The following is a 19,154-nucleotide window of genomic DNA, read 5'->3' as shown; positions in this document are numbered from 1 at the left end:
CGCGGACGAACCGGTGACGCGGACGAACCGGTGACGCGGCGATCAGATGGTACGGGCGACCGCCTCGACCATCGCGGCGGCCAGGGTGGCCACGTCGGCGGGGGAGATGATGAACGGCGGCATCGTGTAGACCAACCGTCCGAACGGGCGGACCCAGACCCCGAGATCCACCAACAGCGGCTGGATCACGGTCATGTCGACGGGCTCCCGCGTCTCGATCACTCCGATGGCGCCGAGTACCCGCACGTCGGCGACCCCGGGCAGGTCGGCGGCCGGGGCGAGCCCGGCGGAGAGCCCGGCGGAGATCTCGCGCACCCGAGCCTGCCAGGGCGAGGAGAGGAGCAGGTCGATGCTGGCGTTCGCGACCGCGCTCGCCAGGGGGTTGCCCATGAACGTGGGGCCGTGCATGAACGCGCCGGCCGGCGAGTCGCAGACGCCCGCCGCGACCTCGTCGGTGCACAGCGTCGCGGCCATGGACAGGTATCCACCGGTCATCGCCTTGCCCACGCACATGATGTCGGGGCTGATGCCGGCATGGTCGCAGCCGAACAGCTCGCCCGAGCGGCCGAACCCGACCGCGATCTCGTCGGCGATCAGCAGCACCCCGTAGTGGTCGCACAGCTCGCGCAGCCGCGCCAGCCAGCCCGGCGCATACCACCGCATGGCTCCGGTGCCCTGCACAACCGGCTCGCAGATGACCGCCGCGATCTCGTCGGCGTGCCCGGCCAACAGCCCCTCGATCTCGGCGACGTGAGCGTCCTCACACGGCTCGTCGAAGGCGCAGGCCGGGGCGGAGGCGAACAGATGGCGGGGCAGCAGGTGGCTGAACAGGTGATGCATGCCCGCGTCCGGATCACAGACCGCCATCGCGCCCGAGGTGTCGCCGTGGTAGCCGCGTCGGATGGTGAGCAGGCGCGTCCGGCCCGGCCGGCCCCGCCCGGTCCAGTACTGCAGCGCCATCTTGATCGCGACCTCGACGGCGACGGAACCCGAATCGCACGGGAATACCCGCCGCAACGGATCCGGCGTGATCGCCACGAGGGTCTCGGCGAGGGCCACCGCCGGCTCATGGGTCAGACCGCCGAACATCACATGGGACATCGTCTCGAGCTGCCCGCGCACCGCCTCGTCGAGCACGGGATGCCGGTAGCCGTGAATCGCCGCCCACCACGACGACATCCCGTCGATCAATTCCCGGCCGTCGGTCAACGTCAGCCGGGTCCCCGCGGCGGATGCGACCGGGAAGAGCGGCGTGGAGCCGGACACCGAAGCATACGGATGCCAGACCACCCGCCGATCGCGGGCGACGAGGTCGCCCACGTCCGCCACCGGGGTCTGGGGCCGGGGGGTGAGCGCGGGCGGCGGGACGGCGATCGTCGAACGAGGGGTCACCTCCCCACTCTCGCCCACCCCGGTCGACGGCGGTGGCCTGGGTGGCGCTGGCCCGGGCCGATCGTCGTGCGTCTCACACAACTGCGGTCTCACACCCCTGCGTCACCCGCCCGAGCTCGTCACCCGCCCGTCCTGCCCTCGAACCCCAAGCCGACAGGAGTCCAACTCGCGGCTACCCCCACTCAGTCGGCGGCGTCGAGGACGGCGAGCGCGTCGACGAGGACGAGGAAGTCACGGGGCAGGTCGACGCACACGGTGGTCCGGGCCGGGAGGGGTCCTTGACCCAGGTCGCATAGAGCGTGTTGAACTCCTCGAGATGGGCGCTATTGGTCAAGTGGACGCGCATCATGATGACATCGTCGAAGGTGACGTCGGCGGCGACGACGCCAGGGGCACGACCGATGTCGTGCAGAAGCGCCGCAGCGACGACATCGGCATCCGCGCCAGACCGCCGTGCTTGCTCGGCGGTCTGGCGCGTGCTCCAGCTGGTTGACACCCTCGTCCTCGTACGGATTGCCTTCCAGCCCACGCGGTATCGCGAGGATGCCAGGAACTGTGAAGTGAGGTAGTGCGGATGGTTCGCCTTCCATGGTTCGCCGTCTCGGTCGACCGGCCCCTCGGCCAGGGTGAGGCCAAGTTTCCCAGCGGCGGCATCGCCCCGGTGTGATCTTCGCGGCGGAGGCAGAGGCCGACGACCCCTGGCTGATCGTCGGCCAKGAGTGCCAGGTAGGAGTAGTTGCCCAGGCGCATCGGGCAGGATGTCAGTGTGGTCATCCCGATTCACGACATCAATCCCCTGCGCCGCCGCCCGGTCGTGACCTGGCTGCTCATCGCGGCGAACGTGGTGATCTTCGTTTTCTTCGAACCGGTGGTCAGCTCGGTCGCCGGCACGGAGACGTCGGCGGCACAGAACATCTGTGAGCAGCAGCGGTTCTTTCAGGAGTGGGGTGCGATCCCGTGGGAACTGGTGCACAATGCGCAGCTCACCGCCGCGAACTCCGGCCGGATCGGGGTGGATGCGGCCGGCAACCCGGGATGCATCGTGGAATCACCGCCCAGCTTCGACAAGATCCCGGTGCTGTCGGTGCTGACCTCGATGTTCCTGCATGGAAGCTGGCTTCATCTGATCGGCAACATGCTGTTCCTCGGGGTCTTCGGCAACAACATTGAAGATCGCATGGGCAGGCTGCTCTACCCGCTGTTCTACCTGGTCTGCGGATACGCCGCCGGGTACGGCTTCGCCTTGTTGGAGGGTGGGTCGACGAACACCCTGATCGGCGCCTCCGGCGCGGTCGCCGGCGTGTTGGGGGCCTATCTGGTGCTCTTCCCACGGGCCCGCGTCATCGGCCTGGTCTCCGTCCTGTTCTTTCTGCCGTTCTGGCTGCCGGCCTGGATCGTCCTCGGTTTCTGGTTCGCGTTGCAGTACATCTACTTCACCGGATTCGGCGTCGCCGACGGCGGTACCGTGGCGTACGGAGCACATGTAGTCGGCTTCGCGGTCGGCGCGTTGCTCGTCACGCCGTTCATCAGCCGGCTGCGAGCCGCCGGCCCCGGGACGCCGCTCCGGGTGCCCCAACACGGCTGGATTCGCGGCACGGGGAACTCGTCGGCCCGCCACCGCCGCCCCTACTGAGCGATCCCGATCTTCCGCGGCCTGACCGTCGTGGCATCCCGCCGGCACCTGCCGGACGTGGACGCCGCGACGGCGGAAGCCGCCACGACGACAACGGCCGCCACGGCGGCGACCGTCACGACCGTCGAGTAGTCCCGAAGCCGCGAAGGCCCGCCCGGCGGTCAGGCACCCCAGCGGTCCGGCATCAGGACGCCGACGACCCGCCGACGATGGAGTCGGGGGTGGTGGAGTCGGCAGCCTCGGCCGCGGCGGCGTCGTCGCAGCCGCCCGTGTCGGCCGCGGATGCCACGGCCACGGCTTTCCCGGCGGGAACACGACGTCGCAACAGACCGCGCCGGGCTCGCGGACGGCCTGCGTCGGCCGACCTCCGGCCGGGCCGCTTCCGGCTACCCGTCACGACCGGCGCGTCCTCGGCCTCCGCCTCCGCTGCGGGCCTGACGGGCTGTTCCCCGGTTGTCGAGGCGACCTGCGCGGGCTGCGAGTCCACGGCCGGCTGCGAGTCCACGGCCGGCTGCGAGTCCACGGCCGGCTGCGAGTCCACGGCGGTCGAGAAGGCGGCCTCACCGGTCTCGACAGCCTCACCGGTCGCCTCGGGCAGGTCGGCCAGAGCGGCATCCTCCGCCTCCTCCGCGACCCGCACGTCGAGAGCGACCGTCCGCCAGTCCTCGAAGACCTCCTGAACGGCGAAATCCGCGGCGAGCAGGGCGTCACGGTAGCGAACGAGCTGCTCGTACGACAGGGTCGGATCCGGCTGCGGTCCCGTCACCACGGGGACCTCGGAGGCCGTCGCGGTGGCGCCCGCGACAACGGCCGCGACGACGGCCGTGGTCACCCGACAGGTAACGGACCCGGCGGAGTCGATCGTCTCCGTCAGCGTCCAGGAACGGCTGGCCGCCGCGGCGAGCCGCGGATCCGTGAGCGCCCCGCCGCCGGCCTGCTCCGTCAGAAGCGTCGCGATCCTCGCCGCGACCGTGGTGGTCGCCACGTCGCCCCTACCCCATCGCACGACCGCACGTCCTTTCCCTCGATCTCTGTCTGCCGCTACGCCGAAGACGCCCATGATCGGCCGACCCCGGAGAATGGCGCCGGCACCTGAGGGCGAGAACTGCATCTTGACGGACGGATCGGATGCGCTACGCAGCGGGGTGCTTTTTGCCACATGGCGGACATACGATACAAACACCGGACGGCCCCGATCGAGGTTCCCCTGCTACGGCCAACGGGCCGCAGCGCCGCGCCGGGGAGCAGGCGAAACCTCCGGGCTCGCGGACGGACTCTGCATCCGCCGTCGGCACGCCAATTGCGACCTGGCGTAATCACATCATGAAGTCGCTCGATTACACCTCACCGGACTTCGGCGGACGCCGCCCGGACCTACCCTTTTCGGATGAGGCCGGAACCGGCGTTCACGGGTTCACCGAACGGCATCCGCCGAGACGCACGACACCGCTTCCGTGCGGTCGAGGTCACCGCCTCCAACAGCGAGCGTTATATTCTGCTTGCTGCAGGTGACAACAGCGACGGTCTTCTACGGCGTCAGGGTCGGGCGGAGTCAACGGTGTCAGACGAACTGGCGGACGGTTCCGGAGTCGGTGACGCACCGGGGCCTGCGTCGATCACCGGAACCATCCGGGTGTTCCTTCTTGACGACCACGAGGTGGTGCGTCGCGGGCTGCGGGATCTCCTCACCGACGAACCCGATGTGGAGGTGGTCGGGGAGGCCGGGCGGGCCGATGAGGCGGTCGCCCGGATCCTGGMTCTCCAGCCCCACGTCGCGGTGCTGGACGCACGCCTGGAGGACRGCAGCGGTATCGAGGTCTGCCGGCAGGTCCGGTCGAGCGATCCACGGATCGCCTGCCTCATCCTGACCTCGTTCGACGACGAGGAGGCGCTCTTCACAGCGATCATGGCGGGCGCGGCCGGCTACGTTCTCAAGCAGATCCGGGGAACCGCCCTCGTGGACGCGGTGCGCCAGGTGGCGGCGGGCAAGTCTCTGCTCGATCCCGCGGTGACGCCCCGGGTCCTGGTGCGGCTGCGGGAKGGACCGGCCGAGGACGAACGGCTCTCCGGGCTCACCGACCAGGAGCGGCGCATCCTCCGGCTGATCGCGGAGGGGCTCACCAACCGCCAGATCGCCAGCCGGATGTTCCTCGCCGAGAAGACCGTGAAGAACTACGTCTCCAGCATGCTGTCCAAGCTCGGGCTGGAGAGCCGGACCCAGGCCGCGGTGTTCGCCACCAGGCTGAACCCCTGAACCCCTGAACCCCTGAGACTCTTGAGACTCTTGAGACTCTGAGGCCCGGGGCTCCCCGCAACCCCGCCGCACCCGCTAACCGAGGACGCCCCATCCCTCGCCGGAGTGCACGCGAAGCTCGGGCAACGGCGCGATCACTGGAACCTGCCAGGTCATGGTGGTGCCGATGCCGCCCGCTCCCGGGCCGAACTCCATCCGGCCGCCGAGGTCGAGCGMACGGTGTCGCAGGTTGGCCAGCCCGCTGCTGCGCGAGGCCTTGCCAGGGCCGCGGCCGTCGTCGCGCACCTCGACCAGGAGGTCAGCGTCGGTGACCCGCAGCAACACGTGGATCCGGGAGGCCCGCGCGTGGCGGGCGATGTTGGACAACGCCTCGCGCAGCGCCGCGAGCATGTGCGGGCGGATGGCCGCGGGGACCCCGCGGTCGATCGGTCCGTCCAGCCGGACCGTCGGGGTGATTCCCAGGGCCCGTTCGGCCTGGGCGATGACCGCTTGGATCTCGGCGCGCAGATCGGTCTCCTCAGCAGCGTTGGAGGTCAACGAGAAGATCGTCTGACGGATGTCGGAGATGGTCTGGTCAAGCTCGCCGGCGGCGGCGTCCAGCCGCTCGGCCGCCCGGCTGTCCACGGCCCGGGCGAGGCTCTGCAGGTGCAGACCGGTGGCGAACAACCGCTGGATCACGACGTCGTGCAGGTCCCGAGCGATGCGGTCCCGTTCCTCGAAGACGRCCAGACGCTCCCGGTCGCGGTGCACCCGGGCCAGTTCGAGGGTGAGCGCGGCCTGCCCGGCGAAAGCCGCGGCCATCTCCAGGTCCAGACCGCCGAAGGAGGCCGAACGCCCACCCGAGCCGAGGACAAGGATGCCCAGCGCCCGGCCACCCGCCATCAGCGGCACCACCATGCCGACCTTCACCGGGAGGTCGGCATGGTCCGCGCCGAACAGCGGACCGCCCGGGGAGTCGGCGGGCACGAGCACGGCCCGGCCGGTGCGCATGGCCTCGTTCAGGCGGCGGTTGTCGGCGAAGACCCGGCCCCGCAGGTCGTCGTCCCCCTCCCCGTCGACAACCCCGACGACCAGGCCGGCCTCGTCGGGGACGAGGATCGCGGCGAGCCGGGCCGCAGTCGCCTGACGGGCCCGCCGGGCCACCAGGTCGAGCGCCTTCTCGGGCTCCGCAACCGACAGCAGCGCGGTCGTGATCTCCGCGCTGGCCGAGAGCCAGGCCTGCCGGCGCCTGGTCTCCTCGTACAGCCGCGCGTTCTCGATCGCGAAACCGACCGCGGCCGCCAACGCGCACGCCAGATCCTCGTCCTCCTGGGTGAACTCGCCGCCGCCGCGCTTCGCGCCGAGGAACAGCGTTCCGAACGCCGCGCCCCGCACCATGATCGGGACGTTGAGGAAGGTGTCGAACCGCGGGTGCCCGCCGGGAAACCCGATCGCGACGGGATGACGGGCGACGTCGGCCACCCGCAACGGCCGCGGGTGGCRCAGACTCTCCCCGATCAGGCCGCGCCCCTCGGGAAGCCTGCCGATCATGGTGGGCACCTCGTCAGGGAAGCCCACGTGGATGAGCTCCGAGATCTCCCCGTCGTCGCCGATCACCCCGAGGGCGCCGTACTTGGCCCCCACGAGCTGGCAGGCGGCCTGCGCGATCCGGCGCAGGGTGACCGGCAGGCTCAGTTCCCGGGCCACGTCGACGACCGCGTCGAGCAGGCCACGCATCCGGGTCTGCACGGACGCCACTTCGTTCACCTGCTCGGAGAGCTGGATCAGAAGCTGTTCGAGCCGCGTGGGATCGACATCGGGGACGGGTCCGCTCATCGGCCCAGGCCCAGGGCAATGACCGAACCTTCGTCCGGGTATCGACGGAATTCGACGAAAACCACCGCGCGTGGCACCTCATTTCCGGTCCCTCGCTCCAGCAGGGTGACGCGCGGGCGCCTGCCCAGGCGGAAGGATTGCCTGCCATGCAGGATATCCGGCAAACACCCACTCCGTGGAGCCGCGGGCGGAACGCCATGACGGGCACCGGCCGGGTCTCGGGAGGCCACAACGCGCCGGGCTACCTCCAACGTAGAGTGTTGTTCATGGCAGTGCCCCACCTCTTCCTGCACCGCGACCGTGTGACGGACCTGAGCCGGGTCGTCAGCGCGGCGTGTACCGGGCGGGCCTGAGCCAGCGTCATCCTCCCGCGGCGCCGCCGGCGGCGCCGGTGGCTCGTCGCCTGCCGTCCCTGGCTGGCTGATCGGCTGGTCCAGCTGACAGTTCCGTCGCCCCGCCCCGACGATCCGTCGGCCGCGCGACGCCACGCTCAGCCCGTTCGCACCGTGATCTCCACCGCTCCGCGCCGTCGCGCTCCGTGCCTGCGTCGCGGCGGGCCAACGCCGGCAGGACATCACCATCGTGCTCATTCGATGCGGTGACCCGGCGCCTCAGTCCCGCGCGCGGCACCGCTTCTCCMCGCCCGGCCGTGTCCGGCAGTGTGCCGGCGAACGCCACCGGCATCACCCGCGTCCCGGCATCACCCGCGTCCCGGCATCACCCGCGTCCCGGCATCACCCGCGTCTTGGGAGTGACCCGTGCCCCTCCTMCACCCGGTCCTCATCGCCGACCCCATCCGCATCGCCGACCCCACCTGCATCGCCGACCCCACCCGCAGCGCCGACCCCTTCGTGCCGGCCTCGTGCCTGAGCGATGAGCCGGGCCTCATCGACCTGGTGACCCTGTGCGAACTGACCGCCGCGCTCGCGGCGACACCCGAGGTCTGGCGTCCCGTCATCCGTCACCGTCCCGACCGCCGGTGGTACACCCGGCTGCTGCTCTCCGCGACCGTGGAGGTGTGGCTGATCGGCTGGTATCCGGGGCAGCAGACGGAGGTACACGATCACGGCGGCGCGCTGGGGGCGCTGACGGTCGCCGAGGGTTTCGTGGAGGAGGACCAGTACGACCGGAGCTGGACCAGCTCCCAGGTGCACCGGCACGGGACCGGGGCCGTGGTCGGCTTCGACCCGACCCACATCCACCGGGTCGCCAACCGCGGCCGGCAGGTCGCGACGACGATCCACGCCTACTCCCCACCGGAACTGTCGATGCGGTTCGCGCCGGCGCCGGCCGATGGCGGYCGGGCGGAGGATCCGCGTGCCGTCGAGATCCCACCCGCGGCCGCGGCAGCCGCGACGGTCCTGGGCCCGGCCGTCACCATCGGCGCGGYCACCGCGGCGATGGAGGCGGGCAGGGGCGACCGCAGGGCTCCGACCCACGCGGTGGCCGGGAGCGGCGCATGACGGCAACCGAGCACGCCACAGCCACACCACCGAGCCGGATTGACGCGATGCTCGCGGCGGCCCGGTCCCGGCTGCACCGACTCGAACCGGCGCAGGCCGCGCGTGCCCTGGCCGAGAACGGCGACGCGGTGCTGGTCGACATCCGACCCGCGGCGCAACGCGCCGCGGAGGGGGAGATCCCCGGCGCCGTCATCGTGGAGCGCAACGTCCTCGAATGGCGGTTCGACCCCACCAGCGACGCGTGCCTGCCACTGGCGACGGGGGACGATCTGCAGGTCATCGTGATCTGCTCAGAGGGTTACACCTCCAGCCTCGCAGCCGACTCGTTGCGACAGCTCGGCCTGTGGCGCGCCACCGACGTGATCGGCGGATTCCACGGCTGGGCGGCGACCGGGCTCCCCACCTGCCCGGCCCGCTGACCGCCGCGACCCGCCGGCCCGACCGAGGCTTCGACCGGGCCGGCGGGTTTACCCAGAGGGTCTACCCGGGGGGTCTACCCGGGGGGATCCCGGTCGTGCCGGCCACGTCATCGCCGCCCCTGCACCCCGCAGAGGTCAGGGGCGCATGCAGCGGCAAAAGCATCGGATGTGGTTCTGCGCACATTTCTCTACCGAAATCATCCCCCGAGAACCGGGGTAAGCGGACCTTCGCGGGATCGTCACCCGTACGCAATCGAACCCGGGTACCGCTCCAACCTTGATCGACGATGCCCCGCCGACGCCCCTCCCGGGCCGCGCCGGCCATCCGGCAACGATCTTCATGCAGGMTGTTTCCGCTGTCCAGTAGCGCTTCCCCGCCCATCCGGCGGTACCCGGCGAGCCCGGCACCGGCCGCCGTGGCGACCGAGCCCGACCGACGGCAACACCGATCCCGCCCGACGGCAGTCATCTCGGAACGCGCACGGTGCGTGACCATCTACCTCGGCACACGCCGGTACGGAGCCCCGGACGTCCGCGTTCCGGAACCCTTGCTATCCGGTCGAGAGACGTCTACGTTCCTCGGTTAACGAGACGAGACGGGATCGTTTCCGAGCGGGGCTCCGGCCAYGGTAGGCCAACCGAAAAGGCAGCGTCGACGGATTCCACCCGGAACGCCCGAGGGCTTCTCGGCTCGACCAGGTCGACCTGCCTGTCTGGGTGTAGACAACACCGGATTCGGCGGTCTGGAAAAGCAGTGTGTCCGCCTTTGCAACGTCAGCAGGAGACGGTATGCCCAGTCAGCCCAGCGTGCTACCCGCTCGAAGCTTCGCCACGCTCAGCTCCCTGTCCGCCGCGTGTCACCACGTGTCCGGCGGTGCACGATGAGCGCCGGCGTCCCGGTTCTTCCCGGCCGTGATCTGCCGCCACAGCCGTTCGGAGCTGGTTGGCCCGCCTACTGGCGCCAGGAAGCGGCATGCCGCGACGGCGACCCGGACGCATTCTTCCCGCCGGACGGYCGCAACACGAAAGCCCGGGCCGCGGCCGAGAGGCGGGCCCGCAAGATCTGCTCCGACTGCCCGGTGCAGCGCCCATGCCTGGCCACCGCGATCTTCTGTCAGGAAGAGCACGGGGTGTGGGGCGGCCTGACCTCGGACGAGCGTGCTTCCGTCGTCCCCCGCGGGCGGCTGAGCGCGGACGACGCCCTGGTCTTCGCCGACCGGCTGCTGCTGTCCGTGTCGGTCGCGAGCTGAGCGGACCGCGCCCGGTGACCCCGGGCGCGTCCCGCAGCGGTGATCGCCCCCTGGTCACGCGGTGGCTCCTCACGCCGGCCGATCTGCCCGGATATCGGCGGCGATGATCAGGATCATGGTTCCAGACGGCTCGGCCGCGACGCCCTCGCTATCCGGTCGGGCCATACCTCATTGACGGACCCRGCCCATCCTGGGCAGTCTGCATGTCATCACCTCACGCCGCGGGGCGTGCGGCGCGGCGGCGCGGGGACCGGACGCGGGAGGGCGCGGTGGGCACGGGTATGGCTCCCGGCGAGGCCGGATTCGACGATCCGGGCGGTGGCGGCAAGAAACCCCGGGCCGTGCTGCCACAGATAGACCCTGGGAAATTCGCCGGAAAATTCTTTTCCCTGAATATCATACTTTATATCGAACCAGCCCTGCAGGGTCCTGCTCGCCGTTCCGCGCCCGCCACGCCAGGTACGGATTCCCGGCAACTCCGGCTGGAACGGCAATTCCGGCTGGAACGCGACGGACGTCGCGCCGTCGATTTCCTCCCCGTACGGCGGAGAGTTCGCTCGTGAAACCACGGCGGCGCCTTCTTCTGCTGCGGCACGCAAAGTCGGACTGGGCCGAAGGGTCAATCCACGACGCCGATCGACCGCTGTCCGGATCGGGCCGGCGGGGCTGCGAGCTCATCTCGCGCTACCTCACGGACAACAAGCTCGCGCCCGACCTCATTCTGTGCTCCTCCGCGCTGCGGACCCGGCAGACCGTCGAGGGCCTCGCGGATGCGCTCCCCCCGAACGTCCCGGTCCTGACCGAGGACCGGCTCTATCTGGCCGAGGCGCAGGACCTGCTGGACCGGCTGCGTGAGATCGACGACGGAGTGCCCAGCGTGATGCTCGTCGGRCACAATCCCGGTATCCACACGCTGGCCGTGGCCCTGCTGCCCCCGGYCGAGCGATACCGGATCTCCACGTTTCCGACGGCGGCACTCGCCATCCAGGATCTGACCGTTACGCGCTGGGCGGAGCTGGGTCAGGACTCGGCCCGGCTCGTCTCCTTCGTCACGCCGCGGGGCCTGCGGGAGGCCGTCGGACCGGCAGGGGCCCCGAAACCCGGCCCGCCGGCCTGAGTCGGGAACGCCGCCGGCCTGAGCTCGGCCGGCGGCCGAGCGCCGCGGCGCGGCAGCCCGATGAACTGGTAGGTGCCGCGCCAGGCCTCGTGAACCAGATCGGCACTGCACTCAGTAGGCCTGCTCCATGATCTTGGATGCGAGGGCGAAGACGCCGCCAACGACCAGCAGTGCGCCAGCCGCGATCCACAACGGCACCGAGGCGAGCGGGAGGGCGAACGTCCCGACAACAAAGCCTACGATGATCAGAAGTACCGCGGCCCACGAACCCGTGTTGGCCTTGTGGTGACCGGTCTCACTAGCCACGTCCACTCCCGTTCGTCCTCATCGGGGCCGCCCGGCGACCCGATGCACATCGTTTTCCGGTGCGAGACTACCCGCGATCGGCATGTCCGATCCCGGATGGCGATGTACCTTTGCCCAATCTCGCCATTCTGCCCGATCTTGCCATTCCCTTCCCGCGCCGGGAGCCCGGTCACCCGAATCCGGCGACCCGCCGCAAGTCCACCAACTGGTCGTCGAGCCAGCGCCGCACGTCGTGGGTGCGGACCTGTCTGGCGGCCGCGGCGAGCCGACGATGGCGCTCCTCCATCGGCATCGTCAGCGCGGTGTACAGGGCGTCGGCCATCTGCTGCACGTCGAAGGGGTGCAGGGTAACGGCGAACTCGCCCAGCTCCTCGTGCGCCCCGGCCATCTCCGACAGCGCCAGCACGCCGCCACGCCGGTTGACGACCGCGACCTCCTTCGCGACCAGGTTCATCCCGTCGGCGATCGCGTTGACGATCAGAACGTCACAGATGGAGTAGGCCGCCACGGCGAGCKGGAAGTCYTCGACCATCCGCAGGTCGATCGGCTGGCGCCCCTCCTTGGTATGCCGGGCGTTGATCTCCGCGACGACCGCGCCGATCAGGGCGATGTAGTCGGCGTACTCCGGCACGTCGGTGCGGCTGGGCTGCAGCAGCGCCAGGAAGCTGACCTTGCCCACCAGCTCCGGATGCTGATCGAGTAGGGTGCCGAAGGCCAGAAAGCCACGCACGACGTTCTTGCTGGGGTCGGTGCGGTCCACCCGCAGGATGAGCTGACGGTCATCGTCGAGGAAGATGTAGCGCAGCATCGCCACATGCGCCGCCACCTCCTCAGAGGCCTGCGTAGCGTCCAGCGCCGCCGGGTCGACCGAGATCGGGTGGTACCGGGCGCGGACCACCCGATCCGCCACCGTCACCGTCAGCTGCTCCAGGTCGATCGGCAGRCCGAGCAGCTCCTGGGCGCACAGGACGAAGTTGCGGGCGTAGCGCCGGGTATGGAAACCGACCACATCACTACCGAGCAGCCCGCGCAGTAGTCGCTCCCGGATGTCGGCGGGCAGGATGCGCCACTCGTCCGGCCCCGGCCAGGGAATGTGGATGAAATGCGTGAGCACCGCATCCGKGCACTGCTCCCGCACCCAGTCAGCCACGAGGTAGAAGTGGTAGTCCTGCAGCAGGACAAGCGCCTTGCCACCCCGCGCGCGCACCTCGTCAACCACCGCGTCGGCGTAGGCCCGGTTGACCGCCGCGTAGCCGTTCTCGAAGGCGTCGTGCTCGGCCCGGGTGAACACCGGTGACAGCGACCGGCCGTAGAGGCCGTGCTGGATGAACCACAGGACCGGGTTGGACCACACGCTGTAGAAGTCGGCGTAGGCGGTCGGATCGGTAACGACGAGCCGGACCCGGATGGCGGGGCCGTCCGGGTCGCCCTCCACGAGCCGGGGCGAGGGATAGGTCTGGACGAGGATGGAGCTCCCGGCGCTCTCCCCGGCGACGGCGACGTCCTCCTCGCTGGCTGCGCCGCACACCCACACCGCGTCGTCGAGATGCTCGGCGAGTCCGGACAGGGCCGAGACGAGGCCGCCCGCCCCCCTGGTGACGGTACGACCGGTGGCGTCCCGGTCGAACCTGACCGGACCGCGATTGGACAGCAGCACGAGCGGCAGGTCGAGCGACAGGTCGAGCGGGTTGAAGTCCGACACGGCGGATGCGGCCTCCTGGTCACGGGCGGTACTCGGCGTCCGGCACCGCTGAACCCGAGCGCCCGAGCGCACGGGGACAATCCRGACTGTAGTAAGCCCGGCTTTCGGATGCACCGCGTTGYAACGCGGCTAGGACGTTGTTACCCAGACCTTCATCTGGTTACTGCTCTCACCCGAAAGGTGTCCTCCTGTAATCAGATGCCCCGGCAAGCCGCAACGGGGAGATCCCGTYCCACGTCGGGAGGCGTGCCGTGCCTCACCCCAGCCGTCTACAGACCGTCCCGGTAGTCCCGAACCTCCTGCACGGCCGATCCCAACGACGCCAGCGACGTCTGCAATGTGTCGCGTGTCTCCACCAGCGCGCTGGTCAACTGTTCGACCGCACGGTGCTCACTGCCGTCGGTCGCCGCGATCACCATCGCCTGCGCCTCCTCGATCATGCTCAGCGCGCCCTCCAACTGCCCGGCCACCTCCTCGGTGCGCCGGAACGCCTCGTCGAGCTGCGCCTTGACGTCGGCGATCGTGCCTGACACCCGTCCTCATCCCTTCCTGGAACCACCGCTCCTGGAACCACCGCTCTTCGATGCGCCGGCCGAAGCCTGCCCGCCGCCGAGGCCGAGACCGAAGCGGACCGCCACCGCGAGCGCGGCCAGCGACGCGATCACCCCGACCGGTTCCATCGGGGCGAGCCGGAACGTAGCCAGCACCATCACCGCGGCCGTGCCCGCGCCCAGGGTGCCCGCCCGCAACACCGCCTTCGCCCCATCCTCGCCGCCGGCCCCGAGGGCGACCAGAACGGCGGCGGCCACTGTCGACCCGACCAGGCATGGCAGCGCGGGCGCGGCGACGAAGGCCCGCAGAAGTCCGACGATCCCGAGGATGAGCAGGCAGGCGAGGGCGGTCAGCAGCCCGGCCGACGCCGGGCCGGTGCCCTTGGAGACGGCCCGCAGCTCGGCGGCCTTGCTCATCGCGTCCAGGCAGAGCTCGTATGCCTGGCGCGGCGCGGTCCGCGGGTCCACCTGCGCGGCGGACGGCTCGTGCGGGCCGCCGGCGCGGCCATCCCGCGCAGCCCGGCCCGCCCCCAGCGGCAGGCCATCCGACCGGTGCCGCTGCCGCGCGAGCCCCCGTCCCGTGCGGTCGGCCTCCCGTCCGGCCTGTGCCAATGATCGGCCCCGCCGATCGCCCGGTTCGGCCGGGACGTACCCGCCCCCGTCGCGGTAGAGGCCGCGATCCGCCGTCCCCTTCTTCGCCAGGCCGACCCGCGGGACGGCGGCAGCCGCTTCGGCCGAGGCGTCGCCGRCCGCCGAGCGCAGCTGGTCGAGCTCGGTGAGCCCATACTGGGCGAGGGGCTCGGCGACCTGGTCCCAGACACTGCGGACCCTGGCCCGGATGTCCTGGGCGGCGTCCCGGTGCCGACGCGCGGCCGCCCGGCCGTCCTGCCGTCGGTCGCGGGCGTCGCGGCCGGCCCGGGCCCGGGCCTCGTCGGACGCACCGAGCAGGCGCCGGTACTGCATCGCCGCCTTGGCCGGATCGTCAAGATCCGGGTCGCCAAGGCCCGCGTCGCCAAGGCCCGCGTCGCCAAGGCCCGCGTCGCCGAACAGGTCGGCGAGATCGGACGCATCCACCGGCACAGATCCAGCCACGATCCCGTTCCGTCCTCTCCCGGCGCCTGCTCGGCCGTCGATCCCCACGTCGCCGACAGCCGCCACGTCGCCGACAGCCGCCACGTCGCCGACAGCCGCCACGTCGCCGTCGCTTCCCGCCCCGTCGTCGGTCCGCATCGGACTACCCCTGATCCAACGGCGCGAACGGCACCACGGTGCGCGGTTCGGCCTGGACGTGCCGGTCGAACAGGACCGCCCGATTCGGCATGGTCCCACCGGTCACCGACCGGTGTCCGGCCAGGACGAACAGGTCGCTGCCGGGTACCCCGGCCGCCACCCACGCGGCGATGTCGTCCCGGTTACCCGGACCGAGGTCCTCGGCCAGCCGGGACACTCCCCGCCACCAGCCCAGCAGGTGCACGCGCTGCGCCGGTCCCCGGCGGGTGAGCGTGCGCAGGTCGTCCAGTCCGGTGCGACGGGTCACCGGGTCACGCGCCTCCAGCCCGGCCCGGCCAGCGTCCATCGCAAAGACGACGACGAGCCGCAGCGGCGGCGCGACCGGGCCCACGCTGCCGGTGAGTGCGGACTCCTCCCGGACACGGGTCTCGTCGGCGGCACCGGCCAGCACCGACCGCAGGCCGGTGACATCGGCGACCCGAACGGGATGCCCGGCCCGGCGCACGCGCGCCGCGAGCACCTCCGCGGCGGCGAGCGCCATCGGCTCCGCGACGATGATCTCGACCACCAGTCCACCGGCCGGGACCTGCGCGGCGACGCTGGCCGCCGCCGCCTGCAGGATGCCGACCGCCTCCCGACGCAGCGGACCGAGCACGGCGAGATGCCGGCCGGGCAGCGCGGCGAGCCGTACCCCGACCGCGGGCGGCGCGAGGTCCAGGGGCACGCCAACCAGCGCGAGGGGATCGACATCGTTCTCGGCACCGTCCCCTGAGCCGCTCCCGGAACCGCAAGCACGCCCCGGCGACGCATCGCCCGCCAGCAGGCTCGGACCGGTTTCGCCACCGTCGCCGATGATCGCTTCGGCCGCAACCGCCTCGACGGCCGTCGGCGCCGGACGCCCGTCCAACGCCTGGTAGATCGGGTTGTCGTCAAGAACCGCGGGGGCGTGACCAGCAAAGACCCGCGGGGGCCTCGCATTCGGCACACTGCGCGCGGTCGTGGCCGCCAGCCGCCCACGCAGCACGCCTATCGCCGCCGGATCCGGGAAGGCGACCCGGACGAGTTCGTTGCCCGCAGGATGGCCGTTGCGCCGGTTGACGATAGCCTCCCCGACGCCCGAGAGCGCGCCGGCAGCCTCGTTCGCCGTGGACAGCAGGACCCGTGACTCCGAGATCGAGGTACGCAGCGCCACGCGCAACGCGAACTGCCCGAAGATCGAACCACGCTTCCCGGCGGTGGCATCGAGCGCGTCGATACCGGACAGCGTCTGGCTGGCGAGCAGCAGATGGACCCCGTAGGCGCGGCCCTGGCGGGCCAGGACCTCCAGGTGCGCGACGGCCTCCCGCGCCACCGAGTCCATCGGGGTGAGCATCACCTGGAACTCGTCGACCACGACGATGATCCGCGGCCAGGCCGAGCTCCGGTCGGCCGCCCGCAGGCCTCGCAGGTCGCGGGCGCCGACCGCGCGCATCGCCACGGCGCGGCGGCGCATCTGTTCACGGACCGCCCGCAGCACCGCGACGCCGAACTCGCGGTCGCTCTCGATGCCGACGGTGTCGGCGTGCGGCAGGTAGAACGGGTCCGTCGGACCGGCGGCAAACTGGGCGAACTCCAGCCCCTCCTTGAAGTCGAGCAGATGGAAGCGGACCTGGTCGGGCCCGTAACGCGCGGCGATCCCGTAGATCACGTCGAGGAGCAACGTCGACTTGCCCGACCCGGCCTGGCCGCCGACGAGGGCGTGCACGGTGTCGTCGTCGAAGGTGAACCCCACCGGCCCGTCGGGGCCCTGCGCCACCTCGACACCCACCCCGGCTGCGCTGTCGAACTCCCACAGGCCGCGGGGCAGCATGTCGCTGATGGCGGGCGGGCGGGCGGCCTCCCGGGTGGYCGCCGCGGCGACCTGAGCCGCGACCGCTGCGACCAGCATGGAGTGCGGCGGCGGGTCCAGCTCGACCCGCAGCAGACCGGTCAGCGACGTGCGCCAGCCTCCCGCGGCGGCCCCGCGCCATCCCGGCCGATCGGCGAGGAGCTCGACCGCGGTGAACACCACCGACCTCGGCAGGGGTTCCGTCACCGAGTCCTCGTCCTCGTCGGCTCCCAGACCGCCGACGTCGGGATCCAGCGGCGTCACCGCATCGGGATCGTCTCGCGAGCCGCCCAGGACCGGCTCCACGCCGGACGGCCGGACCTCCACGATGGAGATCACCACCACCCCGCAGGACGGGCCCTGGGCCGCGATGGCGGCGAGCGCCCGCGCGCCCTCGTCGTGCAGCCGGGGCTCACCAAGCAGCACCAGGACGCGCCAGGGCTCCGAACGCGGAAGCCCGGCCTCCTCCCGCTCCCGCAACGAGTCGAACCGGCCACCGAGCCGGTCCACGGTGATTCTTCCCACCTCCGCCGACAGCTCCGCGAGGACCTCCTCGAGCCGGGCCCGCGTCGTGAGCGTGGGGGTGGCCACACCGGCGGCACGCAGCGGCGCAAAGCCGGCGAGCCCGGCACCGAACTCGTGGGGATCGTAGACGACGAGTCGGACCCACCCGGCCGGCGCCGCGGCGAGGACGCGGGTCAGCAGGCCACGCACGAGGTCGACCGCGGCGGGCCGGCTGGACCGGGTCGTCTCGATCCGCAGGTTCAGGCCGTCCAGCAGCGGGATGGCCAGTGGCACCGTCCGGTGCTGCGCCGTGGGATCGTCGGGCGGCACGATGACCTGACCGACCTGCCACAGAGCGGGCCGGAAACGAGCCCGGTCGCCGACCGGGGCGACGCCGAAGGGGCCGTGCCGCCAGTCGGGCGCCGCCCAGGACGCGCCGGCGAATCCACGCGCCCGGGAACGGGCGATCACGGCGGCCCGGGCGAGCTCCCCGGCGACGTCGAGCCGCCCCGCGCCGGACTCACCGGGGCCACCGACCTTCCCCGAGGCACCGGCCTTCCCGGAAGCACCGGAGCCCACCTCGGTCTCGATCCGGTCCGCCTGCTCATCCAGCCGGTCGGCGAGCGCCAGTGCCGCCCCCAGCGAGGACTGGATGCCGGCCACGAGCGTGCGCGCCCGCCGGGTACCCGACACGTCGACCTCCCCACACTGTGTGTTGCCGTGCTCGGCGTCGAGCCCCCCGACGACCATGACACGTCCGACGGAGCAAACATCCCAGAACGCGCCGACCGGCCGAACTGGCCTGCCGGCGCGACGGTCTGGACACAGGGACATCGCCGGACGAAAGCATGCGACGACATCGGCGACGTTATCGGTACAACCACCCRCCGCCTGGCCGTTCCGGACGACGGCGACGCCGGGACCACCCGAGCGGGCCACCCCCGACCGGCACCAAACCAACGGCGCCGCGCGTGTTCAATGATCCGTCGGGGCAACCGTCCCGGTCAGGTAAGCCAGCGCACCGATCGAAGGGGCGAAGGTCGGCGATGAGCAGGTGGAAAGGGAACGTCGGTGACGGACGCGGCTGACACGGCTGACACGGCGGGCCGCACGGAGACGGCGGGTCCGGCAGGTACGGCAGGTACGGCAGGTACGGCGGCGAAACAGCGACCGCTCGCCRTCATCGACGTCGACGGGGTGGTGGCCGACGTCCGACACCGATTGCGCTTCCTGCGCGCCAGTCCCAGCGACTGGGAGGCGTTCTTCGCGGCGGCGCCCGCCGATCCCCCCCTGGCCGAAGGGGTGGAACTGGCCCGCAAGCTGGCCCGAGACCACGAGGTGGTATGGCTGACCGGCCGGCCGGAGCGTTCCAGAGAGGCGACGCGGCGCTGGCTGACCGAGCAGGATCTGCCGCCGGGTGAGCTGCGGATGCGTCCGGACGCCGACCGTCGGCCGGCTCGGGTGTTCAAACGCGCCGAACTTCGCGAGCTCGGCGCCGGCCGTCGGGTCGCCGTCGTGGTCGACGACGACCCCGCCGTGGTGGACCTGCTGCGCGCCGACGGCTGGCCGGTCCTGCGGGCCGAATGGCTCGCCTACGAGGCGACGCTGGGCAACGCCCAGGAGACCGAGGGCCGCACCTGACCATGAGCCG

Annotated in this window: 17 protein-coding genes; 8 read left to right on the top strand and 9 right to left on the bottom strand. The window is 71.4% G+C overall.

Translation table 11 applies throughout. From position 1 onward, the window contains the following. Positions 1–42: 42 nt before the first annotated feature. A complete protein-coding gene (gene bioA, locus CcI156_RS03270) occupies positions 43–1,329 on the bottom strand; it encodes an adenosylmethionine--8-amino-7-oxononanoate transaminase (RefSeq protein WP_051623841.1) in 1,287 nt (428 codons plus the stop codon). A gap of 379 nt (positions 1,330–1,708) precedes the next feature. Between bioA and CcI156_RS25410 the strand changes: the two genes are divergently transcribed. Together CcI156_RS25410 and CcI156_RS03265 are read left to right on the top strand one after the other, a co-directional pair. Next, positions 1,709–1,885 (top strand): hypothetical protein, encoded by a 177-nt coding sequence (locus tag CcI156_RS25410; RefSeq protein WP_157493289.1) that lies wholly within the window; start codon positions 1,709–1,711, stop codon positions 1,883–1,885. Positions 1,886–2,158: 273 nt separating this feature from the next. Then, complete coding sequence (locus CcI156_RS03265) at positions 2,159–3,025, top strand: rhomboid family intramembrane serine protease (protein WP_023840505.1); 867 nt, start codon at positions 2,159–2,161, stop codon at positions 3,023–3,025. 184 nt (positions 3,026–3,209) lie between these two features. Here CcI156_RS03265 and CcI156_RS03260 read toward each other — a convergent pair whose 3' ends face one another. Further along, positions 3,210–4,010: a hypothetical protein gene (locus CcI156_RS03260; protein WP_035730534.1), complete on the bottom strand. Its 801-nt coding sequence runs from the start codon at positions 4,008–4,010 to the stop codon at positions 3,210–3,212. A gap of 573 nt (positions 4,011–4,583) precedes the next feature. Here CcI156_RS03260 and CcI156_RS03255 point away from each other — a divergent pair. Next, positions 4,584–5,279 (top strand): response regulator transcription factor, encoded by a 696-nt coding sequence (locus tag CcI156_RS03255; protein WP_139341405.1) that lies wholly within the window; start codon positions 4,584–4,586, stop codon positions 5,277–5,279. Between the two features lie 75 nt (positions 5,280–5,354). On the opposite strand, the gene CcI156_RS03250 is transcribed toward CcI156_RS03255, so the two are convergent. Then, complete coding sequence (locus CcI156_RS03250) at positions 5,355–7,094, bottom strand: GAF domain-containing sensor histidine kinase (protein ID WP_076804247.1); 1,740 nt, start codon at positions 7,092–7,094, stop codon at positions 5,355–5,357. A 758-nt stretch (positions 7,095–7,852) separates the two neighbouring features. On the opposite strand from CcI156_RS03250, the gene CcI156_RS03245 reads away from it, so the two are divergent. From CcI156_RS03245 to CcI156_RS03235, 3 genes are all read left to right on the top strand, one after another. Then, positions 7,853–8,557, top strand: a complete 705-nt coding sequence (locus CcI156_RS03245) for a cysteine dioxygenase family protein (protein ID WP_076804246.1) — start codon at positions 7,853–7,855, stop codon at positions 8,555–8,557. After that, positions 8,554–8,976 (top strand): rhodanese-like domain-containing protein, encoded by a 423-nt coding sequence (locus tag CcI156_RS03240; RefSeq protein WP_011435922.1) that lies wholly within the window; start codon positions 8,554–8,556, stop codon positions 8,974–8,976. The genes CcI156_RS03245 and CcI156_RS03240 overlap by 4 nt, the downstream gene beginning before the upstream one ends. Before the next feature lie 881 nt (positions 8,977–9,857). Next, entirely contained in the window at positions 9,858–10,226 is a 369-nt protein-coding gene (locus tag CcI156_RS03235) for a WhiB family transcriptional regulator (protein WP_011435921.1), read from the top strand. Positions 10,227–10,435: 209 nt separating this feature from the next. On the opposite strand, the gene CcI156_RS24435 is transcribed toward CcI156_RS03235, so the two are convergent. Further along, positions 10,436–10,795, bottom strand: coding sequence for a hypothetical protein (locus CcI156_RS24435; protein ID WP_133056945.1), 360 nt, complete (start codon positions 10,793–10,795; stop codon positions 10,436–10,438). Here CcI156_RS24435 and CcI156_RS03230 point away from each other — a divergent pair. After that, positions 10,786–11,343 carry a histidine phosphatase family protein gene (locus CcI156_RS03230; protein ID WP_076804245.1) on the top strand — a complete coding sequence of 186 codons (558 nt, stop codon included), beginning with the start codon at positions 10,786–10,788 and terminating at the stop codon, positions 11,341–11,343. The two genes, CcI156_RS24435 and CcI156_RS03230, sit on opposite strands and share 10 nt — an antisense overlap. Before the next feature lie 111 nt (positions 11,344–11,454). Here the strand turns inward: CcI156_RS03230 and CcI156_RS03225 are convergent, their stop codons facing one another. The 5 genes from CcI156_RS03225 to CcI156_RS03205 form a co-directional block, all read right to left on the bottom strand. Then, positions 11,455–11,649, bottom strand: coding sequence for a hypothetical protein (locus tag CcI156_RS03225; protein ID WP_369807830.1), 195 nt, complete (start codon positions 11,647–11,649; stop codon positions 11,455–11,457). Between the two features lie 169 nt (positions 11,650–11,818). Beyond that, entirely contained in the window at positions 11,819–13,351 is a 1,533-nt protein-coding gene (locus CcI156_RS03220) for a trehalose-6-phosphate synthase (protein WP_076804244.1), read from the bottom strand. 269 nt (positions 13,352–13,620) lie between these two features. Continuing rightward, positions 13,621–13,884, bottom strand: coding sequence for a hypothetical protein (locus CcI156_RS03215; protein WP_011435917.1), 264 nt, complete (start codon positions 13,882–13,884; stop codon positions 13,621–13,623). 6 nt (positions 13,885–13,890) lie between these two features. Beyond that, positions 13,891–15,132: a hypothetical protein gene (locus tag CcI156_RS03210; protein WP_076804243.1), complete on the bottom strand. Its 1,242-nt coding sequence runs from the start codon at positions 15,130–15,132 to the stop codon at positions 13,891–13,893. Between the two features lie 4 nt (positions 15,133–15,136). Next, positions 15,137–18,253: an FtsK/SpoIIIE domain-containing protein gene (locus CcI156_RS03205; RefSeq protein WP_254847246.1), complete on the bottom strand. Its 3,117-nt coding sequence runs from the start codon at positions 18,251–18,253 to the stop codon at positions 15,137–15,139. 321 nt (positions 18,254–18,574) lie between these two features. Between CcI156_RS03205 and CcI156_RS03200 the strand changes: the two genes are divergently transcribed. Continuing rightward, positions 18,575–19,144, top strand: coding sequence for a hypothetical protein (locus CcI156_RS03200; RefSeq protein ID WP_076804242.1), 570 nt, complete (start codon positions 18,575–18,577; stop codon positions 19,142–19,144). Positions 19,145–19,154 lie beyond the last annotated feature (10 nt).

The organism is Frankia sp. CcI156 (assembly GCF_001983015.1).
In the GTDB taxonomy this organism is placed as follows: domain Bacteria; phylum Actinomycetota; class Actinomycetes; order Frankiales; family Frankiaceae; genus Frankia; species Frankia casuarinae.
This window is presented reverse-complemented; position numbering and strand designations above follow the sequence as displayed.

Bases quoted from the DNA above. Each gene is read 5' to 3' on its own strand.
- CcI156_RS25410 (WP_157493289.1), top strand. From the start codon at position 1,709: ATGGGCGCTATTGGTCAAGTGGACGCGCATCATGATGACATCGTCGAA.
- CcI156_RS03240 (WP_011435922.1), top strand. From the start codon at position 8,554: ATGACGGCAACCGAGCACGCCACAGCCACACCACCGAGCCGGATTGAC.